General features: G+C 46.5%; 19 protein-coding genes. 13 read left to right on the top strand and 6 right to left on the bottom strand.

Annotated elements, in window-relative coordinates; all coding sequences use genetic code 11:
* Positions 1 to 19: 19 nt before the first annotated feature.
* The 5 genes from J7I80_RS21900 to J7I80_RS21880 all read left to right on the top strand — a co-directional run bounded on the left by J7I80_RS21900 (position 20) and on the right by J7I80_RS21880 (position 5,186).
* Positions 20 to 1,252, top strand: coding sequence for a molybdopterin molybdotransferase MoeA (locus tag J7I80_RS21900; protein ID WP_214741380.1), 1,233 nt, complete (start codon positions 20 to 22; stop codon positions 1,250 to 1,252).
* A 13-nt stretch (positions 1,253 to 1,265) separates the two neighbouring features.
* A complete protein-coding gene (locus J7I80_RS21895; protein ID WP_214741378.1) occupies positions 1,266 to 3,185 on the top strand; it encodes a molybdopterin biosynthesis protein in 1,920 nt (639 codons plus the stop codon).
* 207 nt (positions 3,186 to 3,392) lie between these two features.
* A complete protein-coding gene (locus J7I80_RS21890) occupies positions 3,393 to 3,857 on the top strand; it encodes a molybdenum cofactor biosynthesis protein MoaE (RefSeq protein ID WP_023613507.1) in 465 nt (154 codons plus the stop codon).
* Positions 3,850 to 4,083, top strand: a complete 234-nt coding sequence (moaD, locus tag J7I80_RS21885) for a molybdopterin converting factor subunit 1 (protein WP_214741376.1) — start codon at positions 3,850 to 3,852, stop codon at positions 4,081 to 4,083. The genes J7I80_RS21890 and moaD overlap by 8 nt, the downstream gene beginning before the upstream one ends.
* Before the next feature lie 83 nt (positions 4,084 to 4,166).
* On the top strand, positions 4,167 to 5,186 hold the full coding sequence (locus J7I80_RS21880) for a thiazole biosynthesis adenylyltransferase ThiF (protein ID WP_214741375.1): 1,020 nt from the start codon (positions 4,167 to 4,169) through the stop codon (positions 5,184 to 5,186).
* Positions 5,187 to 5,279: 93 nt separating this feature from the next.
* On the opposite strand, the gene J7I80_RS21875 is transcribed toward J7I80_RS21880, so the two are convergent.
* The gene (locus J7I80_RS21875; protein WP_214741373.1) at positions 5,280 to 5,609 is read right to left on the bottom strand and encodes a YflT domain-containing protein; all 330 of its coding nucleotides are present in this window, start codon (positions 5,607 to 5,609) and stop codon (positions 5,280 to 5,282) included.
* A gap of 165 nt (positions 5,610 to 5,774) precedes the next feature.
* Between J7I80_RS21875 and J7I80_RS21870 the strand changes: the two genes are divergently transcribed.
* From J7I80_RS21870 to J7I80_RS21860, 3 genes are all read left to right on the top strand, one after another.
* On the top strand, positions 5,775 to 6,464 hold the full coding sequence (locus J7I80_RS21870; RefSeq protein WP_214741371.1) for a uracil-DNA glycosylase: 690 nt from the start codon (positions 5,775 to 5,777) through the stop codon (positions 6,462 to 6,464).
* 526 nt (positions 6,465 to 6,990) lie between these two features.
* A complete protein-coding gene (locus tag J7I80_RS21865; protein ID WP_214741369.1) occupies positions 6,991 to 7,308 on the top strand; it encodes a YwdI family protein in 318 nt (105 codons plus the stop codon).
* Positions 7,309 to 7,326: 18 nt separating this feature from the next.
* The gene (locus J7I80_RS21860) at positions 7,327 to 7,698 is read left to right on the top strand and encodes a DUF423 domain-containing protein (protein WP_214741367.1); all 372 of its coding nucleotides are present in this window, start codon (positions 7,327 to 7,329) and stop codon (positions 7,696 to 7,698) included.
* 64 nt (positions 7,699 to 7,762) lie between these two features.
* Here J7I80_RS21860 and gerQ read toward each other — a convergent pair whose 3' ends face one another.
* Complete coding sequence (gene gerQ / locus J7I80_RS21855; RefSeq protein WP_214741365.1) at positions 7,763 to 8,299, bottom strand: spore coat protein GerQ; 537 nt, start codon at positions 8,297 to 8,299, stop codon at positions 7,763 to 7,765.
* A 237-nt stretch (positions 8,300 to 8,536) separates the two neighbouring features.
* Positions 8,537 to 9,280 carry a hydrogen peroxide-dependent heme synthase gene (gene hemQ, locus J7I80_RS21850; protein WP_214741363.1) on the bottom strand — a complete coding sequence of 248 codons (744 nt, stop codon included), beginning with the start codon at positions 9,278 to 9,280 and terminating at the stop codon, positions 8,537 to 8,539.
* A 254-nt stretch (positions 9,281 to 9,534) separates the two neighbouring features.
* Here hemQ and pta point away from each other — a divergent pair, with 254 nt between their 5' ends.
* Both pta and lipL read left to right on the top strand, forming a co-directional pair.
* Positions 9,535 to 10,512 (top strand): phosphate acetyltransferase, encoded by a 978-nt coding sequence (gene pta, locus J7I80_RS21845; protein ID WP_214741361.1) that lies wholly within the window; start codon positions 9,535 to 9,537, stop codon positions 10,510 to 10,512.
* 309 nt (positions 10,513 to 10,821) lie between these two features.
* Positions 10,822 to 11,667 (top strand): octanoyl-[GcvH]:protein N-octanoyltransferase, encoded by an 846-nt coding sequence (lipL, locus tag J7I80_RS21840; protein ID WP_214741426.1) that lies wholly within the window; start codon positions 10,822 to 10,824, stop codon positions 11,665 to 11,667.
* A 189-nt stretch (positions 11,668 to 11,856) separates the two neighbouring features.
* On the opposite strand, the gene J7I80_RS21835 is transcribed toward lipL, so the two are convergent.
* The gene (locus J7I80_RS21835; RefSeq protein WP_214741359.1) at positions 11,857 to 12,723 is read right to left on the bottom strand and encodes an RsfA family transcriptional regulator; all 867 of its coding nucleotides are present in this window, start codon (positions 12,721 to 12,723) and stop codon (positions 11,857 to 11,859) included.
* Positions 12,724 to 13,048: 325 nt separating this feature from the next.
* On the opposite strand from J7I80_RS21835, the gene J7I80_RS21830 reads away from it, so the two are divergent.
* The 3 genes from J7I80_RS21830 (at position 13,049) to J7I80_RS21820 (ending at position 15,672) form a co-directional block, all read left to right on the top strand.
* On the top strand, positions 13,049 to 13,270 hold the full coding sequence (locus tag J7I80_RS21830) for a YuzB family protein (protein WP_214741358.1): 222 nt from the start codon (positions 13,049 to 13,051) through the stop codon (positions 13,268 to 13,270).
* A gap of 551 nt (positions 13,271 to 13,821) precedes the next feature.
* Positions 13,822 to 15,138, top strand: coding sequence for an HD domain-containing protein (locus J7I80_RS21825; protein ID WP_214741357.1), 1,317 nt, complete (start codon positions 13,822 to 13,824; stop codon positions 15,136 to 15,138).
* Positions 15,139 to 15,156: 18 nt separating this feature from the next.
* Entirely contained in the window at positions 15,157 to 15,672 is a 516-nt protein-coding gene (locus J7I80_RS21820) for a YwgA family protein (RefSeq protein WP_214741356.1), read from the top strand.
* Positions 15,673 to 16,355: 683 nt separating this feature from the next.
* Here the strand turns inward: J7I80_RS21820 and J7I80_RS21815 are convergent.
* Both J7I80_RS21815 and J7I80_RS21810 read right to left on the bottom strand, forming a co-directional pair.
* A complete protein-coding gene (locus J7I80_RS21815; protein WP_044392785.1) occupies positions 16,356 to 16,541 on the bottom strand; it encodes a 2-hydroxymuconate tautomerase in 186 nt (61 codons plus the stop codon).
* A gap of 15 nt (positions 16,542 to 16,556) precedes the next feature.
* The coding region (locus tag J7I80_RS21810; protein WP_214741355.1) for a hypothetical protein at positions 16,557 to 16,794 on the bottom strand (238 nt) is incomplete at its 5' end.

Below are 16,794 nucleotides of genomic sequence, written 5' to 3'. Positions count from 1 at the left end.
AGAAAGGAAGTAAGTCAGCATGCAATTTTTCAAAGTGAAAAGTGTTGAGGAGACCTTTGCGTTAATTGATGAGAAAATCGGCAAGATCACGGAAACCGAAATCCGTCCGCTGGATGAGGCGCTTCACTACATCCTGGCAGAGGATATCACTGCGGGCGAGAATGTACCTGGTTTTGACCGCTCCACCGTCGATGGCTATGCCGTCATCGCCCGTGACACATATGGTTCATCTGAATCGATGCCAGGCTTCTTGAATGTAGCCGGCGAAGTCCATATGGGCGAGGAAGCGGTAAAGCCGGTAGGCAGGGGCGAGGCTATTTACGTACCGACAGGCGGAATGCTGCCACCAGGCAGTGACAGCGTACTGATGATCGAACACTGCGAGGAAATTGGCGGGCTGTTGAATACGTATAAGCAAATCGCACCGGGTGAGAATGTCATCAGGAAAGGCGAGGACATCAAGGAAGGCGAAGTCCTGTTATCCGAAGGGACAAGATTGCGGCCGCAGGAGCTTGGAGCACTGGCGGCACTTGGTATTTCTGAGGTGAAAGTCTACCGAAAGCTGAAGGCTGCGTACCTTTCTTCAGGGGACGAAATCGTTCCTTTTGAAACAAAAACACTTGAAACAGGCCAAATCCGCGACATCAATTACTTGACCGTAAAGGGCCTGGTCAATGAGTGGGATATCGATCTCATTTATGGCGGAATCACACGCGATGACTATGATGAGTTTGCCCAGAAAGCCCGCGAATTGTATGAACAGGCTGACTGCCTGATTTTATCCGGCGGAAGCTCAGTCGGCGCGAAGGACTATACAACCGAAGTCATCCAGTCTCTTGGAGATCCGGGCGTCTTTGTCCACGGAATTTCAATCAAGCCTGGGAAGCCGACAATCCTCGCTGTTGCGGACGGAAAGCCCGTCATCGGACTGCCGGGTCATCCAGCATCTGCGATGATCATTTTTAAGCTGTTTGGCGAAAGGGTTTTCAGAAGGCTGAAGGGCGAGAAAATCGAGCATAAGCCTGAACGAATTTTTGCCCGGATTGTAAAAAACATTGCCTCTTCACCAGGAAGATCCGATTACATCAGAGTAAGACTTGAGGAAAAGGATGGAGAATGGTGGGCAGAGCCGATCATCGGCAAGTCAGGCCTGATTACGACATTGGTAAAAAGCGATGGAATCGTCGAGATTGTATCCGAAAAAGAAGGAATTTTTCAAGGCGAATACGTTCCAGTCATTTTGACAAGATAGGGGGAGCCGCACCATGGATAAAATACGCTATAATCGAAAAATTTATCTTGAAGACAAGCCGAGAGCACAAGCCAGGAATGAAGTGCTGGCCGCGTTCGACCTGCCTCAGGAAAAAGAGTGGATCCCGGCTGCCTCTGCACTTGGACGGATAACTGCTGAACCTGTTTTCGCCAATGTCTCGATGCCTTTTTACCATGCATCCGCGATGGACGGCGTTGCCGTGAATGCAGAGGATACATATGAAGCGCATGAACAGCGCCCTCTTCATTTGAAAAAAGGCGAGCAATTTGTATACGTTGATACCGGTAATGCGATTCCGCCTCAATATAATGCCGTGATCATGGTGGAGAACATCCAGGTCATCGATGAGGAGACGATTGAAATCATCGAGCCCGCAACACCATGGCAGCATATCCGCCCGATCGGCGAGGATATCGTCCAGGAGGAAATGCTGTTCACACAGGGACATCGACTGCGGCCTGCGGATCTTGGGGCGCTTCTTGCAGCCCAGATCACCGAGGTAGCCGTCGTCAAAAAGCCGCTGGTGACCATCATCCCGACGGGAAATGAGCTTGTCAGTGCAGACGCATCACTTACATCAGGCAGGATTATTGAATTCAATGGAACAGTTTTCAGCAATTATGTAGAAGATTGGGGCGGCAACCCGTATTTGCACCCAATCGTGAAGGATGAGCCGGAAAAAATCAGGGAAGCACTCCTGAATGCGGTGGAGACATCGGATATCGTCGTCATCAATGCCGGATCATCCGCTGGATCAAAAGATTATACAGTCCATATTCTTGAGGAGCTTGGGACTGTTTTTACCCATGGAGTCGCAACAAGGCCGGGTAAGCCAGTCATTCTCGGGAAAATTAAAGATAAGGTAGTCGTCGGTGTACCGGGCTATCCAGTTTCTGCGTACATGTCACTTGAGTGGTTTGTAAGGCCGCTCGTTTGTAAATATCTAGGTGTACCAGAACCAGAAAGGCCAAAGCTCAAGGTAAAGCTTGGCCGCAGGATCGTCTCCACGATGGGGGCTGAGGACTTTGTCCGAATGAATATCGGCTATGTGGATGGACAATTTGTCGCCAATCCGCTGACACGCGCAGCGGGCGTCACCATGTCGCTTGTGCGTGCGGACGGTTTGCTCGTCGTACCGCCTGAGGAGCTGGGATATGAACAAGGAGACAATGTCGAGGTCGAGCTGTACAGGCCTGTCGAAGAGATCAAGAACGCGATCGTCTTCAGCGGCAGTCATGATTTGACGATTGACCTTCTGTCCTCCCAGCTCAAGAAGCAGCGTACCGACATGAAAATTGTTTCTTCCCATGTTGGCAGCATGGCCGGTTTAATGGCAATCAGAAAAGGGGAAGCCCATGTAGCGGGCATTCATTTGCTGGACCCGGAGACAAAGGAATATAATGTTACTTACGTAAGGAAGTTTCTTGCGGGTCAAGACGCAGTCCTTTATCCATTTTTAAAAAGAACCCAGGGGTGGCTGCTTCCAAAAGGCAACCCGTTTGGAATACAGAACGTCAGCGACATTGCCGAAAAGGGCATAGATTATGCCAACAGGCAAAAGGGCGCCGGCACACGCATATTGTTTGATTTATTGTTAAAAGAAGCAGGTTTGAGTGCAGACGATGTAAACGGCTACGACCGTGAAATGTTCTCGCACCTGAGCGTCGCCGCTGAAGTAAAAGGAAATGACAATGCAGCAGGCCTCGGAATCTTCCCGGCAGCCAGGGCAATGGGTCTTGACTTCATCCCGGTCTCTGATGAAAACTACGATTTACTGATGACAAAGGCATTTTTCGAAAGCGAAAAGGGTATCTGGTTAAGGAACGTGATCCAGTCTGAAGCCTTCAGAGCCGAAGTCGCCAAGATCGGCGGGTATGCCGTCGTCGAGAACCCAGAGCCGGTTTATTTTTAGGTTTTTGTGCGGCTCTAACGGACAAATCAGAGGCAGAACCCGAGGAAAGTGTCCGATAGCAGGGCTCTAACGGACAAATCGGAGGCGGGAACCGGTGAAAGTGTCCGATAGAAGAGCTCTAACGGACAAACTGGAGTCAGAAACCAGAGAAAGTGTCCGTAAAAAATAAAAAATCCTGATCCGGATCAGTTTATTGAGGTGATTTTGATGAATTATGAAATAGCGAAAGATCCAATCAACGTTCAATCTGTCATTGATAAAGTGGTCCAGCGTGAAGCCGGGGCTATCACGACTTTCATTGGCACTGTCCGTGAATTGACAAAGGGCAAAAAAACCCTTTACCTTATATATGAAGCATATGAGCCGATGGCAGTGAAAAAGCTCGAGCAGATCGGCACGGAAATCCAGGAGCGCTGGAACGGGGCCGAGGTTGCGATTACGCACCGCGTCGGCAAGCTCGACATCACGGATATCGCTGTCGTGATCGCTGTATCCACGCCGCACCGCAACGATGCCTATGAAGCGAATCGCTATGCAATCGAGCGCATCAAGGAAATCGTCCCAATCTGGAAAAAAGAGCATTGGGAAGATGGCGAGGAATGGATCGGCAATCAACTAGAAACTGTCCCATATCCGACAGGGAAACCGGAGGAGAAGGATCTCAATGAATAAAATATTATTTTTTGCCCACCTGCGAGACGAAGCAGGCCATGAATCAGTGGAAATGGAAGCAGCTGGCAAAACAGTTGCTGAGTTAAAAGAAATGGTTGCTGAAAAGTACGGCGTACAGAAGCTCGATACTTCCATGACAGCAATCAACGAAGAATTTTCATCCAATGATGAAATCATTAAAGAAGGAGATACAATCGCCTTCATTCCGCCTGTATCTGGCGGTTGATCCGACATAGCAACTGCGGCGCCCGTTCTGTTGACTTGATGGTTGATGGAACAGGGCGTTTGTTTTACAAGGAGGGGTAACCCATGTCAGAAAGATATTCACGTCAAACGCTGTTTCCTCCTATCGGCAAGGCCGGACAGGAGAAAATCCGCAGCAAGCATGTACTGATGATTGGTGCCGGGGCGCTCGGTTCAGGCAATGCTGAGCTGCTGGTCAGGGCAGGTGTTGGCCGACTGACGATCGTGGACCGTGATTATGTTGAAGCGAGTAACTTGCAGCGTCAACAATTATATACAGAGGAAGATGTTGCCGAGAAGCTTCCCAAGGCCGCGGCGGCGGAAAAAAGGCTCAGAGCAATCAACTCTGATGTAGAAATCAATGCCTATATCGCCGATGCTACTCCTGGAAAATTAGCCGAGCTTGTAGATGGAGTCGATCTGATCATTGATGCCACGGATAATTTTGAAACACGGATGGCGATTAACGATATTTCACAAAAACACCAGATTCCCTGGATTTATGGTGCCTGCGTTGGTAGTTTCGGCATGAGTTTTTCGATCATTCCCGGAAAAACGCCCTGCCTGAACTGTTTGCTGAAAACCGTTCCGCTGCAGGGGATGACATGTGATACAGGAGGCATTATCGGACCTGCAGTGCAGATGGTCATTGCCCATCAGGGAGCGGAAGCGCTGAAAATCCTCGTTGAAGATTGGGACGCAGTGCGGACGTCATTTGTCAGCTTTGATTTATGGCGCAACCAGTACACCAGCATGAAAATGTCCAAAGCGAAGGACCCGGGTTGCCTGAGCTGCGGAGAACACCCTGAATATCCTTATTTAAACGGCGAGAACATGACTAAGACGACGGTTCTATGCGGACGCGATACTGTCCAAATCAGGCCGCCGAAACAGCAGCAGCTTAACCTGCAGGAAACCGCTGAAAAAATGAGGGATTTAGGCTATCAGGTTAAGGGAAATCCATACCTGGTATCCGTAGACATGGTTGACAACAGGATGGTTATTTTTCAGGATGGACGTGCTCTCATTCATGGAACAAAGGACCTGGCTCAGGCACGGAGCATCTATCAAAGATTTTTCGGATAAATCCCTATACACGCGCAAACCCCCTGCCAAATCGGCAGGGGGTTTCTATATAAACGATCTTTATGGATCGGTTATGCTATATGATTGTGTTTATTATTTTACTTCATCAGACGCAACTAGCACTAGACGGCCTTTGTCCAATTCAACTTCGTACTGCTCAGCCTCTTGCTTTGAAAGGCCAAGCGATTCGAACTTATTGCGAAGCTCGTCTCCTCGGGACTTGAACATATTTCCGATGGAATCAAAGAAACCTTGCTCCTTGAAGCCCATGTCGCCTGTTTCAATAGCATCTGTCAAATGCTTGCTGCGATCTTCATCATGTGCGAAGACATAAATATTTTCTTTGCCAAAGCCTGCTGCTTCAAGAGAGTTGATTTTTTCTGTAGCTTGGACTCCGTTTTCTACTACTTCTACTTTCATCATAGTATCTTCCTCCTTATAGTTTTATTGCCTATACTAGTTTTGGGAAGCTTTTTTAGCCTTCACCGTCTACACTATTTATATAACCGGTACAGATACTTTTAAACATGCTGGGAATTGTTCACATATAGTTTCAGAAAACGGGTAGTTTGATAGAAATGAAGGGAGATGTTCGCAATAGCACTTATAAATAATGGCTGGGAGCCGCTGTTGGCTGAGGAATTTGAAAAGGCCTACTATCTGGATTTGAGAGAGTTTTTAATTGAAGAATATCGCACTAAGACAGTCTATCCAGAAAAAGATGATATATTTAATGCTTTGAAGTTCACCGATTATGAGGACGTAAAAGTGGTGATTCTTGGACAGGACCCATATCATGGCCACGGGCAGGCCCATGGCTTGAGCTTTTCGGTGAAACCCGGTGTCAAGATCCCGCCTTCGCTCCGGAATATTTATAAGGAGCTGAATGGTGACCTTGGCTGTGAGATTCCAGACCATGGCTATCTGAAAAAATGGGCAGACCAGGGAGTGCTTCTTTTAAATACGGTCCTTACAGTAAGGGAAGGGGAAGCCAATTCACACAGGGGAAAAGGCTGGGAACATTTTACCGATAAAGTAATCACCTTGTTGAATGAGCGTAAAAAGCCGGTGATTTTCATCCTCTGGGGCAAACCGGCACAAAGTAAATTGAAGCTGATTGATGAGGACAAACATAAAATCATCATGTCTGTCCATCCAAGTCCGCTGTCAGCAAGAAGAGGCTTCTTCGGCAGCAAACCATTTTCCAACGTAAACGAACTGCTGAGAGAGCAGGGTGACCAAGAAATCGACTGGCAAATTGAAAAACTGGAAGGTTAGGGGCTCCATCTTTATAAGAATAATAGAGGCATTTGTAACACTCCATACTGAGTTTGTAAGTCCTGTTGATTGTAATAGAAGGCGCGTAGACTCCTCCGAAAATGCTAACGCATTTCCATCGTGCGTGGGCAGCTCGAGGAAGTTCAATCAGTGTCCTGCGGGATGAAAGGTCAGTGGGAGACCCCACAGGCGCTTGCGCCGAGGAGGATCCCAGGACGCCAAGGAAGAATTTGCACTTTGAAAAAGCCGGCACTTGGGCTTTTTCTTAAATCTTCCCGCGGAAAGCGAAGCGCCTGGAATGGAAATGAACAGCCTTGTTTATCCTCCAAACTAAAAAAGAAGTTTGAATAGTCAAAGCCTTGTGAACCAGGGCTCTTTTATATACAAAAAACGACATGTTCCACGTGGAACTGTCATGGTTCTTAGCTAAAGTCGAAAAAACGTGTGAATTGTTGTAGAATGGAACGGTACAATAATTACATGATTCGTAGGATTTACATATATAACACCCTATGGAGGTGAGTCGATGAATATTTCACTGCAAAAATTACTGCTGAAAATGGAAGAAGAATTAATGCGGGCAAAATCAGCGGATTCGGATGCAGTAAAGCGGGAAAGGATCCATTCGATCAAAACGCTTTGCGAGCTTGTCCTTGATGAGCCGTTAGAGCATAGCAGAGGGAATGCTGAACCTGTAAAACAGGCAGCTCACCCTCATATTCCGCCACAGCATAGCATTCCTAAGCAGCAGATGCCGATAAACCAGCAGTCTACTATGATTCCGCAGCCCAAAAAGCTGGAAATGGAAGATAGCGCAAACGGAGACTCGCTCTTCGATTTCTAATTTTAAGAGGTGAAAGTGATGAAATTATTTATCTTGATTGGAGCCATCAATGCTTTTCTGGCAGTCGGGCTTGGAGCATTTGGGGCACATGGACTGGAAGGCAAGGTTGAGCCGAAATATTTAGAAACATGGAAAACAGGGGTTACATACCAGATGTTCCATGCAACCGGTATTTTAATCATAGGAGTTCTTTTAGGGAAGCTTCCGGCTAGTGCGCTTCTATCCTGGTCCGGCTGGCTGATGCTGATTGGTATTGTATTGTTTTCCGGCAGCCTGTATGTCTTGAGTGTCACAAAGATAAGCGTACTTGGTGCAATTACCCCGCTTGGCGGTGTATCCTTCCTGGCAGCCTGGGTATTGCTGATGATTGCGGCTGTAAAGTATTTATAGTTAAAACGGTTTCGAATACAAAGAAAAGGAGCACGCCGTATGGTGTGCTCCTTTTAACTTCCTCTTATCTTGGTGGATAAGCAGTCAATCCAGATCCGCCGCCGAATGGATAATCGTACTCGATTTCTTCATCAAAAGTGACGTAATCAAGGTAAATCATCGGCAGCAAAACCCGTTTTCCTGTTTGCGGATCACTGAGAATCAGGTGATCCCGACCAGCGGCTTCAATGATACCCTGGAATATTTTTGCGTTCCATTCAGTGTTGTTTTCAAAAGTAGCATAGACGGTAGCGAGCTTGCCTTTATTAAGGCGAAGGATATTTTCAATATAAGATGCTTCGATTGGAAGCATTCCCGGGATCTGGGCGCCTGCACCTGCACCAGGCATAGCACCACCTGGCACGGAAACACCTGGCATAGCACCGCCAGACTGGGCAGGGAATTGTGTGGCTTGTGGGAATCCCGCTTGCCCCATTTGTTGCATCTGTCCCATCTGTCCCATCTGTCCTTGAGCAGTTGCCTGTTCTTCTGTGCCGCTGTACGGCTGATACATTTGCGGGTAGGTTCTGTAGTTATAGTATGGGTTATTATATTGAGTCATTGTGTAGCCTCCTTAAAAGTATTTTTCCTTTCCTTCAAATTCACCTTTATATATGTAAATGGTGAAGTTGAGCTTTTACAGGTTGGGAGAACAAGTAAAATGAATCCTCACTATTCAATACATATGAGGAAAGCTTGATTTTATGACTCGAACATTCTTGAACGAAAATTCTTTTCATGACCCATAAGGAAACACAAAAATCCCCAGACATATGCCTGGGGATTGAACTTTTAAATTTTATACGTTCAAGTATGCTGCTACACGGTCTTCTTCAAGCAGGTTTCCTACGAAGAAAGAACCGAATTCACCATATCGTGCGCTGACCTCGTCAAAACGCATTTCATAAACAAGCTTCTTGAATTGAAGGACATCGTCTGCGAACAAGGTTACGCCCCATTCGTAGTCGTCGAATCCTACAGAACCTGTGATGATCTGTTTTACTTTGCCGGCATACTGGCGGCCGATCATGCCGTGGCTGCGCATCATGTTGCGGCGGTCTTCCATCGGAAGCATATACCAGTTGTCTTCGCCCTGGCGGCGCTTGTCCATTGGATAGAAGCAAACATGCTTCGCCTTTGGAAGCTCAGGGTAAAGTCGCGCAAGGATTTGCGGGTTCTGGTATGGATCTTCGCCCGCTGGCAGGTAGTTGCTCAGTTCGACAACGGAAACATAAGAATGAGCGGGAATCGTGTATTCAGCAAGTTTAGACTTGTTGAATTCTGTCTCGATCTCATTCAATTCTTCCATAGTAGGGCGCAGGATCATCATCATGAAATCTGCTTTCTGGCCAACAATAGTATAAAGGGCATGGCTTCCCTGTTTTTCTGCCTGTGTTTTATTCCACTTTTCCACAAGGCCGAGGAATTCCTGGATAATCTCCTGGCGCTCTTCTGCCGGGAGCATCTTCCAGGTTGTCCAATCGACGGTACGGAAGTCATGAAGGGAATACCAGCCATCCAAAGTCACTGCTGCTTCAGTCATTTTATATCACTCCTAAAAATCATCAATATACCAATATCATATCATAGTTTCTCCATTCGTCATGTCAATAAAACCTGGTTTGTTTATACTGAACGGAAAAAGGATATTTTGTTAAAGATTGCAAATAGTAAAAGGGGCAGGAAAACATGCTTGAAAATTTTTAATAAAAAGACTTCAGGGGTGTAAACGGTAACATTCTTGAATTTTAAGGTTGGTAAAGTATGCTATAAGTATAGATTAAAGGAGGAGTCAGCATGAGTGATTTATTTGAAGGCTTGAAAGCCAAATTAAGCGGACAAAATTTACGGATTGTGTTTCCGGAAGGCCTCGACGAACGAATTCTGGCAGCAGCGGGAAGACTGGCTGCAGACGGAGTATTAACACCAATTTTAGTAGGCGATATTGAGCAGATCCAGGCAAAAGCAGCCGAAATGGATGTATCGCTGGAGGCGGCAGAGATTTACGACCCTGCTAACTTCGCGATGATGGATGAGCTTGTCGCTGCATTCGTAGAGCGTCGGAAAGGGAAGGCGACAGAAGAGCAGGCTCGCAAAATTCTTCTCGATGAAAACTACTTCGGCACGATGCTTGTGTATTCAAACAAAGCAGACGGACTTGTAAGCGGTGCGGCACACTCTACTGCGGACACGGTAAGGCCAGCATTGCAGATCATCAAGACGAAGGAAGGCGTGCGCAAGACTTCTGGTGTCTTCATCATGGTACGCGAAGATGAGAAGTATGTATTTGCTGACTGTGCAATCAATATCGCGCCTGACAGCCAGGACCTTGCAGAAATCGCGGTTGAAAGTGCGAAGACAGCAAGAATGTTCGACGTCGAACCGCGCGTGGCAATGCTAAGCTTTTCTACAAAAGGCTCAGCTGTATCTCCTGAAACGGAAAGAGTTTCAAAAGCAGTCGAAGAAGCAAAGCTTCGTGACCCGCTATTGATTGTTGACGGCGAGTTCCAGTTCGACGCAGCATTCGTTCCATCCGTTGCAGAAAAGAAAGCCCCGGATTCAGTGATCATGGGCAATGCCAATGTATTCGTATTCCCAAGCCTTGAAGCAGGTAATATCGGCTATAAAATTGCTCAGCGCCTAGGCGGATTTGAAGCAGTAGGACCGATTTTACAAGGTTTGAACCGTCCGGTAAACGACCTGTCCCGCGGCTGCAGCGAAGAAGACGTATACAAGCTGGCATTGATTACCGCAGCACAGGCACTAAGCAAGTAAAATAAAGAATTTTGGCCGGTCGGATTTTTCGATCGGCTTTTTTGCTTGATGAAAATGTTTAGGTATACACTTCGAGAAATGTCCAGCTCCAGCGCCTAGCCAGTTTTCATCCCCGAAAGGCTCCTCGAGTATCTTGCGAGAAGCGTAGCTTTGAGCAGCTCGAGTCGTTTCGGTCCGCCCAATGAAGTCAAAGAACGACTTCACTGGTCAGCCCTCCAACGCTTGCCGGGTCTGACCAAGGCGCTTGCGCGTTTCTTTATATGCTATAATATCAACGATAAAGCTACAGAAAGAAAAGAGGAAATCACGATGGATGAGGCGCTCAATTTATTGCGTCAGGATAAGTGGAGGTTGATCGACCAGTCCGTGCTGGGTGCACACTTCCATGCTCTTCAGTCATTCGGGACGGATGATACATTATGCGAATCGGTCGGCACAGGCTTGTCACCGGCTACGGCAAGAGCATGGGTTCACCATGACACGGTCGTCCTCGGCATCCAGGATACACGTCTCCCGCATCTCCAGGAAGGAATGGATTATCTTGAAGAGCAGGGCTATCAATATATTGTCCGCAACTCTGGGGGGCTTGCTGTTGTGCTTGATGAAGGAGTCCTGAACCTATCTCTCATCTTGCCTGAGAAGGAAAAAGGGATCGATATCAACCGCGGCTATGATGCTATGTGGTTATTGATCAAGGAAATGTTTGCTGATTTTAATAAAAATATAGAGGCAAGGGAGATTTCTGCGTCATACTGTCCGGGAAGCTATGATTTAAGCATTGACGGAAGAAAGTTTGCCGGAATTTCGCAGCGCCGCCTGAAAAAAGGGGTCGCCGTGCAGATTTATCTTTGTGTCACGGGGAGCGGCAGCCAGAGAGCTGAACTAATCCGTGAATTTTATGCCCGCTCTAAAAAAGGGGAGCAGACCAAATTCATCTATCCGGAGGTCCAGCCAGAAGTAATGGCATCGTTATCTGAACTGTTCGGAACAAAAATGACGATTCAGGATGTGATGCTGCGGTTTTTGAAATTCCTGAATGCCAACAGCAATGAGCTGGTATCAGGCTATCTGGACAGCCATGAGATTGAGCTGTTTGATCATTACTACAACCGGGTCATCGAGCGGAATGAAAAATTTCTTGAGCCCCGAGAATAGATAGCTGAAAAGAATAAATCTATAAAAAGCACAAAAGCCGGAAACCATGTTTTCCGGCTTTTTTAGGCTCTTTTGGAAACCTAATTATTAATTTACTACCAGTACCAATTTAAAGTCTCCTAAGAGCTTAAGAGGGGGCTGTTGCCACTTCTTCTCCATCTGCCATCTATCTATTTACAAACTAGATTTCTATTCGGCTACTTTTTCGAGGTTGCCGTTCCGGTCCATCTTGAACTTCGTTGCCGGGCGCTCTTCTTCTTCAAACAGAGCCAGCTTTCGGGCACGGTTCATGATTTTCATCAGAGTTTCGTAATCTTCTTGCATTGTGTTGGTATTGTCCTCAAGCCTGTTTATCTTTTGCTGAAGCTCTTCGTTCTGTTTCCTTAAACTATGGATTTCACGCTTCAATCTTTCATTCTCGCTCTTATAAATATCTACCTGGAGCGATGAGCCGTTCAGGCTTTGCAGATAAGCGATCACATGTCCCATTGTCAGGCCTGTTGGCGGCACAGTATGCCGGGCAGGTGTTGTTTGGGTCGTCTTGGTTATTCTTGGCTGCGTCTCCTGTACAGGCACTTCTGACATTTCCGCAGCGGCTTCAGTAGAGTAGTCCTTTTGTTCCTGACTCTTGTTCACTAAATCTTGCATTTCAGCCATGAGTGCTGCATCAATTTGCTTGTCGTCCTGCTCGAGCATGGACAGGTCGAAGGTTGGCTGAGCTTCAGGCTGGTCGATTGCTGGAAGAGAACCTGTCAAACTTTCATCCAGCGCAGGCACCGGAGGATTGTAAAGCAGTTTCTTTTTGCCTCCCTGGTCCTTTCCTAGGATTCTCTGTCTCTGTTTTCGCTGCTTTTTCGCAAGCTGCAGTGCTTTTTCATAGCTATGCCTGACGACTGCGTTCCAGCGGAATCCACAGGCGGCTGAAGTACGGTCAAGCTTGTCGCCCACCTCTTCAAATGCGTTCAATTGTGTGCTGCCTTCCCTTACATGTCGCAGCACGGTTTCAGCTAGCAATAAATCATTCTCTTCCGTCCAGGCATCCTGGCGTGTCTTCATTTTTCTTCAACTCCCTTTTACTTTGGTCAACATTGAAACTTATATTTCAATCTTGTCCGGAAATTGGAAAGGTTATACATCATAAAATGGAAGGATAGTAGATTTTTTGCCTGAAATACGTGTTTTTCATTTAAATAGATAAGCAATAGGTCCTGTTCAACAGCTTGCATTCATTTTAAATAAGAGGTAAAATACGCTTTAGTCTAAAACGAAAAGCGGAGGCGCCATATTTAGAGACAGGCTTTCCCGATTTTGCAGGGAGCTGCTTGTGAATGATGAGACTGGCGCTGGAGCTGGACAGTATTTATAGAAAGGGTTGTCCTAAATGGCAAACGAATTCCGTGTTTGCGACGATTGTCAGGCCGTAAACCTTAAAACATTGATTCCGAAGCTGAAACAGCTGGATCCTGAAGCGACTGTCGACATCGCCTGCCAGTCATATTGCGGACCAGGCAGGAAAAAGACATTCGCGTTCGTCAACAACCGGCCAGTAGCTGCACTGACTGAAGAAGAGCTGATGGAAAAAGTCCAGAAGAAACTTAAGTAGTTTTTATATCTTTCATATAACGGCTCCGAAAAGCCTAAATAAATCACACCTTTAAACAACCGTTTAGAGGTGATTTTTTTTCCAGGGAAACTTGCAAACTAGTTTAACCCTGCTTAGAAATTGGAAAGTAAAGTAATGGAGTACTTTTTGACTGATAAAGCATTTTAAAATAGCATGATTAAAAAACCTGGTGATTGTAGTGGAAGGCGCGAAGACTCCTCCGAAAATGCTAACGCATTTCCATCGTGTGTGGGTAGGTTCGAGGAAGCAATTCAATGTCCTGCGGGATCAGCCGGACAGGTGAGACCCCGCAGAGGTTAACGGAGGCGAGGAGGCTCAGATCCGGCCCCAAGGAAGAAATTGATTTTTGAAAAAACCGGCAGTTGGGCTTTTTCATATTTCTTCCCAGGAAAGCGAAGTGCCTGGAACGGAAATCAACAGAACCCTGTATAGATATATGCAATTTTTGTAAAAATTTGCAGAAAATCAAGATGAATTGCCGAACGAAACAGGCTATAATAAAAACAAGTTAATCAGGAAGAAGGAGAACGATGGGATATTCGGAAGAAAAATTACTTGAAGAAAAAGTATTCAAAGATCCAGTACACCGCTATGTCCATGTCCGTGACCTGGTGATCTGGGATTTGATCGGGACGAAGGAGTTCCAGCGTCTGAGAAGGATCAAGCAGCTCGGCACCACTTACCTGACCTTCCACGGAGCTGAACACAGCCGCTTCAACCACTCACTGGGCGTCTATGAAATTACGCGCCGGATCGTGGATAATGCGTTTGCTTCCCGCCCGGAATGGAACGAAGGAGAAAGACTGCTCTCACTATGTGCAGCCCTGCTCCACGACCTTGGCCATGGGCCTTTCTCGCATTCATTCGAGAAGGTATTCGACCTTGACCATGAGGATTTTACAAGGGAAATCATCCTTGGTGATACCGAAGTGAATCAGGTGCTGACAAGAGTGGCACCGGACTTCCCGAAAAAGGTCGCTGAGGTTATTGAAAAAACGTATGAAAACAAGCTTGTCATCAGCCTGATTTCGAGCCAGATTGACGCTGACAGGATGGATTACTTGCAAAGGGATGCCTATTTTACCGGAGTCAGCTACGGACATTTTGATATGGAACGGATTTTGCGCGTCATGCGCCCGCGTGAGGACCAGGTTGTCATCAAGCAGAGCGGGATGCATGCTGTCGAGGACTACATAATGAGCCGCTACCAGATGTACTGGCAGGTTTATTTCCATCCAGTGACAAGAAGTGCCGAGGTCATCCTGACGAAAATCCTGCACCGTGCCAAACACCTTCACGAGCAAAACTACACTTTTAAACATAAACCGCACCATTTTTACTCAATCTTTGAGGATCGTATGACACTGCAAGACTATTTAAAATTGGATGAAGCCGTATTCCTCTACTATTTCCAGATCTGGGAGGAAGAAGAGGACGCAATCCTGAGCGATTTGTGCCGCCGCTTCAATAACCGCAATCTCTTTAAATACGTCGAGTTCGACCCGGCCAAAGAATACAAGAAGCTGGCTCAGCTTTCTGTGTTATTCGAGCAGGCGGGATTGGATCCTGAGTATTACCTGGTTGTCGACTCATCATCAGACCTGCCGTATGATTTTTACCGTCCGGGTGAAGAGGAGGAAAGGCTTCCGATCCATCTGCTGAAGAAAAACGGGGAAATCCGCGAACTGTCACGCGAGTCTGAGATTGTCGATGCCATATCGGGCAAAAGGCGTACAGACCATAAACTATATTATCCTTCCGATTTCCTGGAAAAGGAGAAAGCACGCCCTGAGATTGAAAAGATTGCACAGATTCTTGAGCTGAACTTAGACAATGGGACCATTTGATACAGGAGTTGACGCGTTTTGTTAAAAGACCACGCTAAAATCATACATGCTATTTCAGTTTCCGGAGAGGTCATCGGCAGAAAAAAGCTGCAGAAAATGATCTATATCGCAAAAAAGATGGAGTTTCCTTTCCAGGAACGATTCCAGTTCCATTTTTACGGACCATATTCAGAAGAACTTACACTAAGGGTGGAAGAGCTTTGCAACATGGGCTTTTTGGATGAAGTGAAGGAAAAAAAGGGCGGCTACTATCAGTACCGCTATACGTTGACCGAAGCAGGCCAGGAATTCCTTGGTGAGAACACCGTCGAAATGCCATGCCTCGGCGACTGCCTGACCGACATCAACGACCAGAATGCAAGATTCCTTGAACTCGTTTCAACTGTTTTGTATTTTGATAACTTACCAGAAGCCGAAGTCCGGGAAAAAATCCAGACCGTGAAAAAGAGCCAGAAATACACCGACGAAGAAATTGATGAAGCATACGCATATATCGCGAGTTTGAAGAATAAGTCCAGGCAATTATTAGCATAAGAGGATTTTTATTATGGATCGAGTATGGGACCTTTTATTGGGTTGTGTGCTCGGTTTTTTTTTATAAAAAAAGGGAAACATGTGCCCGTGAAAGGGGAAAACCGTGTTTCACGGTCACAAGAAAGGGAATCTAGTGCCCGTGAAAAGAGGAAATCGCGGATAACGGTCACAAGAAAGAGAAACATGTGCCCGTGAAAAGGGAAAACCGTGTTTCACGGTCACAAGAAAGGGAAACATGTGCCCGTGAAAACGTGAAATAGCGGTTCACGGTCACAAGAAAGGGAATCTAGTGCCCGTGAAAAGAGGAAATCGCGGATCACGGTCACAAGAAAGGGAATCTAGTGCCCGTGAAAAGAGGAAATCGCGGATCACGGTCACAAGAAAGGGAATCTAGTGCCCGTGAAAGGGTAAAACCGTGTTTCACGGTCACAAGAAAAGGAATCTAGTGCCCGTGAAAACGTGAAATAGCGGTTCACGGTCACAAGAAAGGGAATCAAGTGCCCGTGAAAGAGGAAATCGCGGTTCACGGTCACAAGAAAGGGAATCAAGTGCCCGTGAAAGAGGAAATCGCGGATAACGGTCACAAGAAAAGGAAACATGCGCCAGGAAAAGGGAAGGCGCAGGTAAACCGGTAAAAAAAAGAAAAAAGCCCAGAATCCTCTGAGCTTTAGTCCATTCTAATTCTATTCGTCACTCAATCGCTTGCCTGCGACGGCATAGTGGTTCTTTGACATTTCTTCGATGAACACGACGACTTTCTCTTTTGGTGCACCTGTTGTTTCGCTGACAGCGTCGGTTACTTTTTCAACTAGTGCCTTCTTTTGATCTTCTGTGCGGCCTTCAATCATTTTTACTGTTACGTATGGCATAAGCTTTGCCTCCTCTTAAAAGGTAATAATTGAATCTAATTTGAGTTTTCCATAATTCGCGGAAATTCGCAAGTCCGATGGAAGATTGTCTTTTTCACATTCAAACCAGAATGAGTTATACTTGAAGAAAAGCGCAAGCGCCTTGGTCAGCCCCGACAAGCGCTGGAGGGCTGACCGGTGAAGTCGTTCTTTGACTTCATTGGGCAGACCGAAATCGAAAAGTATAGCCGATGTCCAGAAACGAAGAAACTGG

The organism is Bacillus sp. ISL-41 (assembly GCF_018613235.1).
Lineage (GTDB): Bacteria > Bacillota > Bacilli > Bacillales > Cytobacillaceae > Mesobacillus.
Note: the sequence above shows the minus strand (reverse complement) of the source record. Positions and strands in the feature narration are given on the sequence as shown.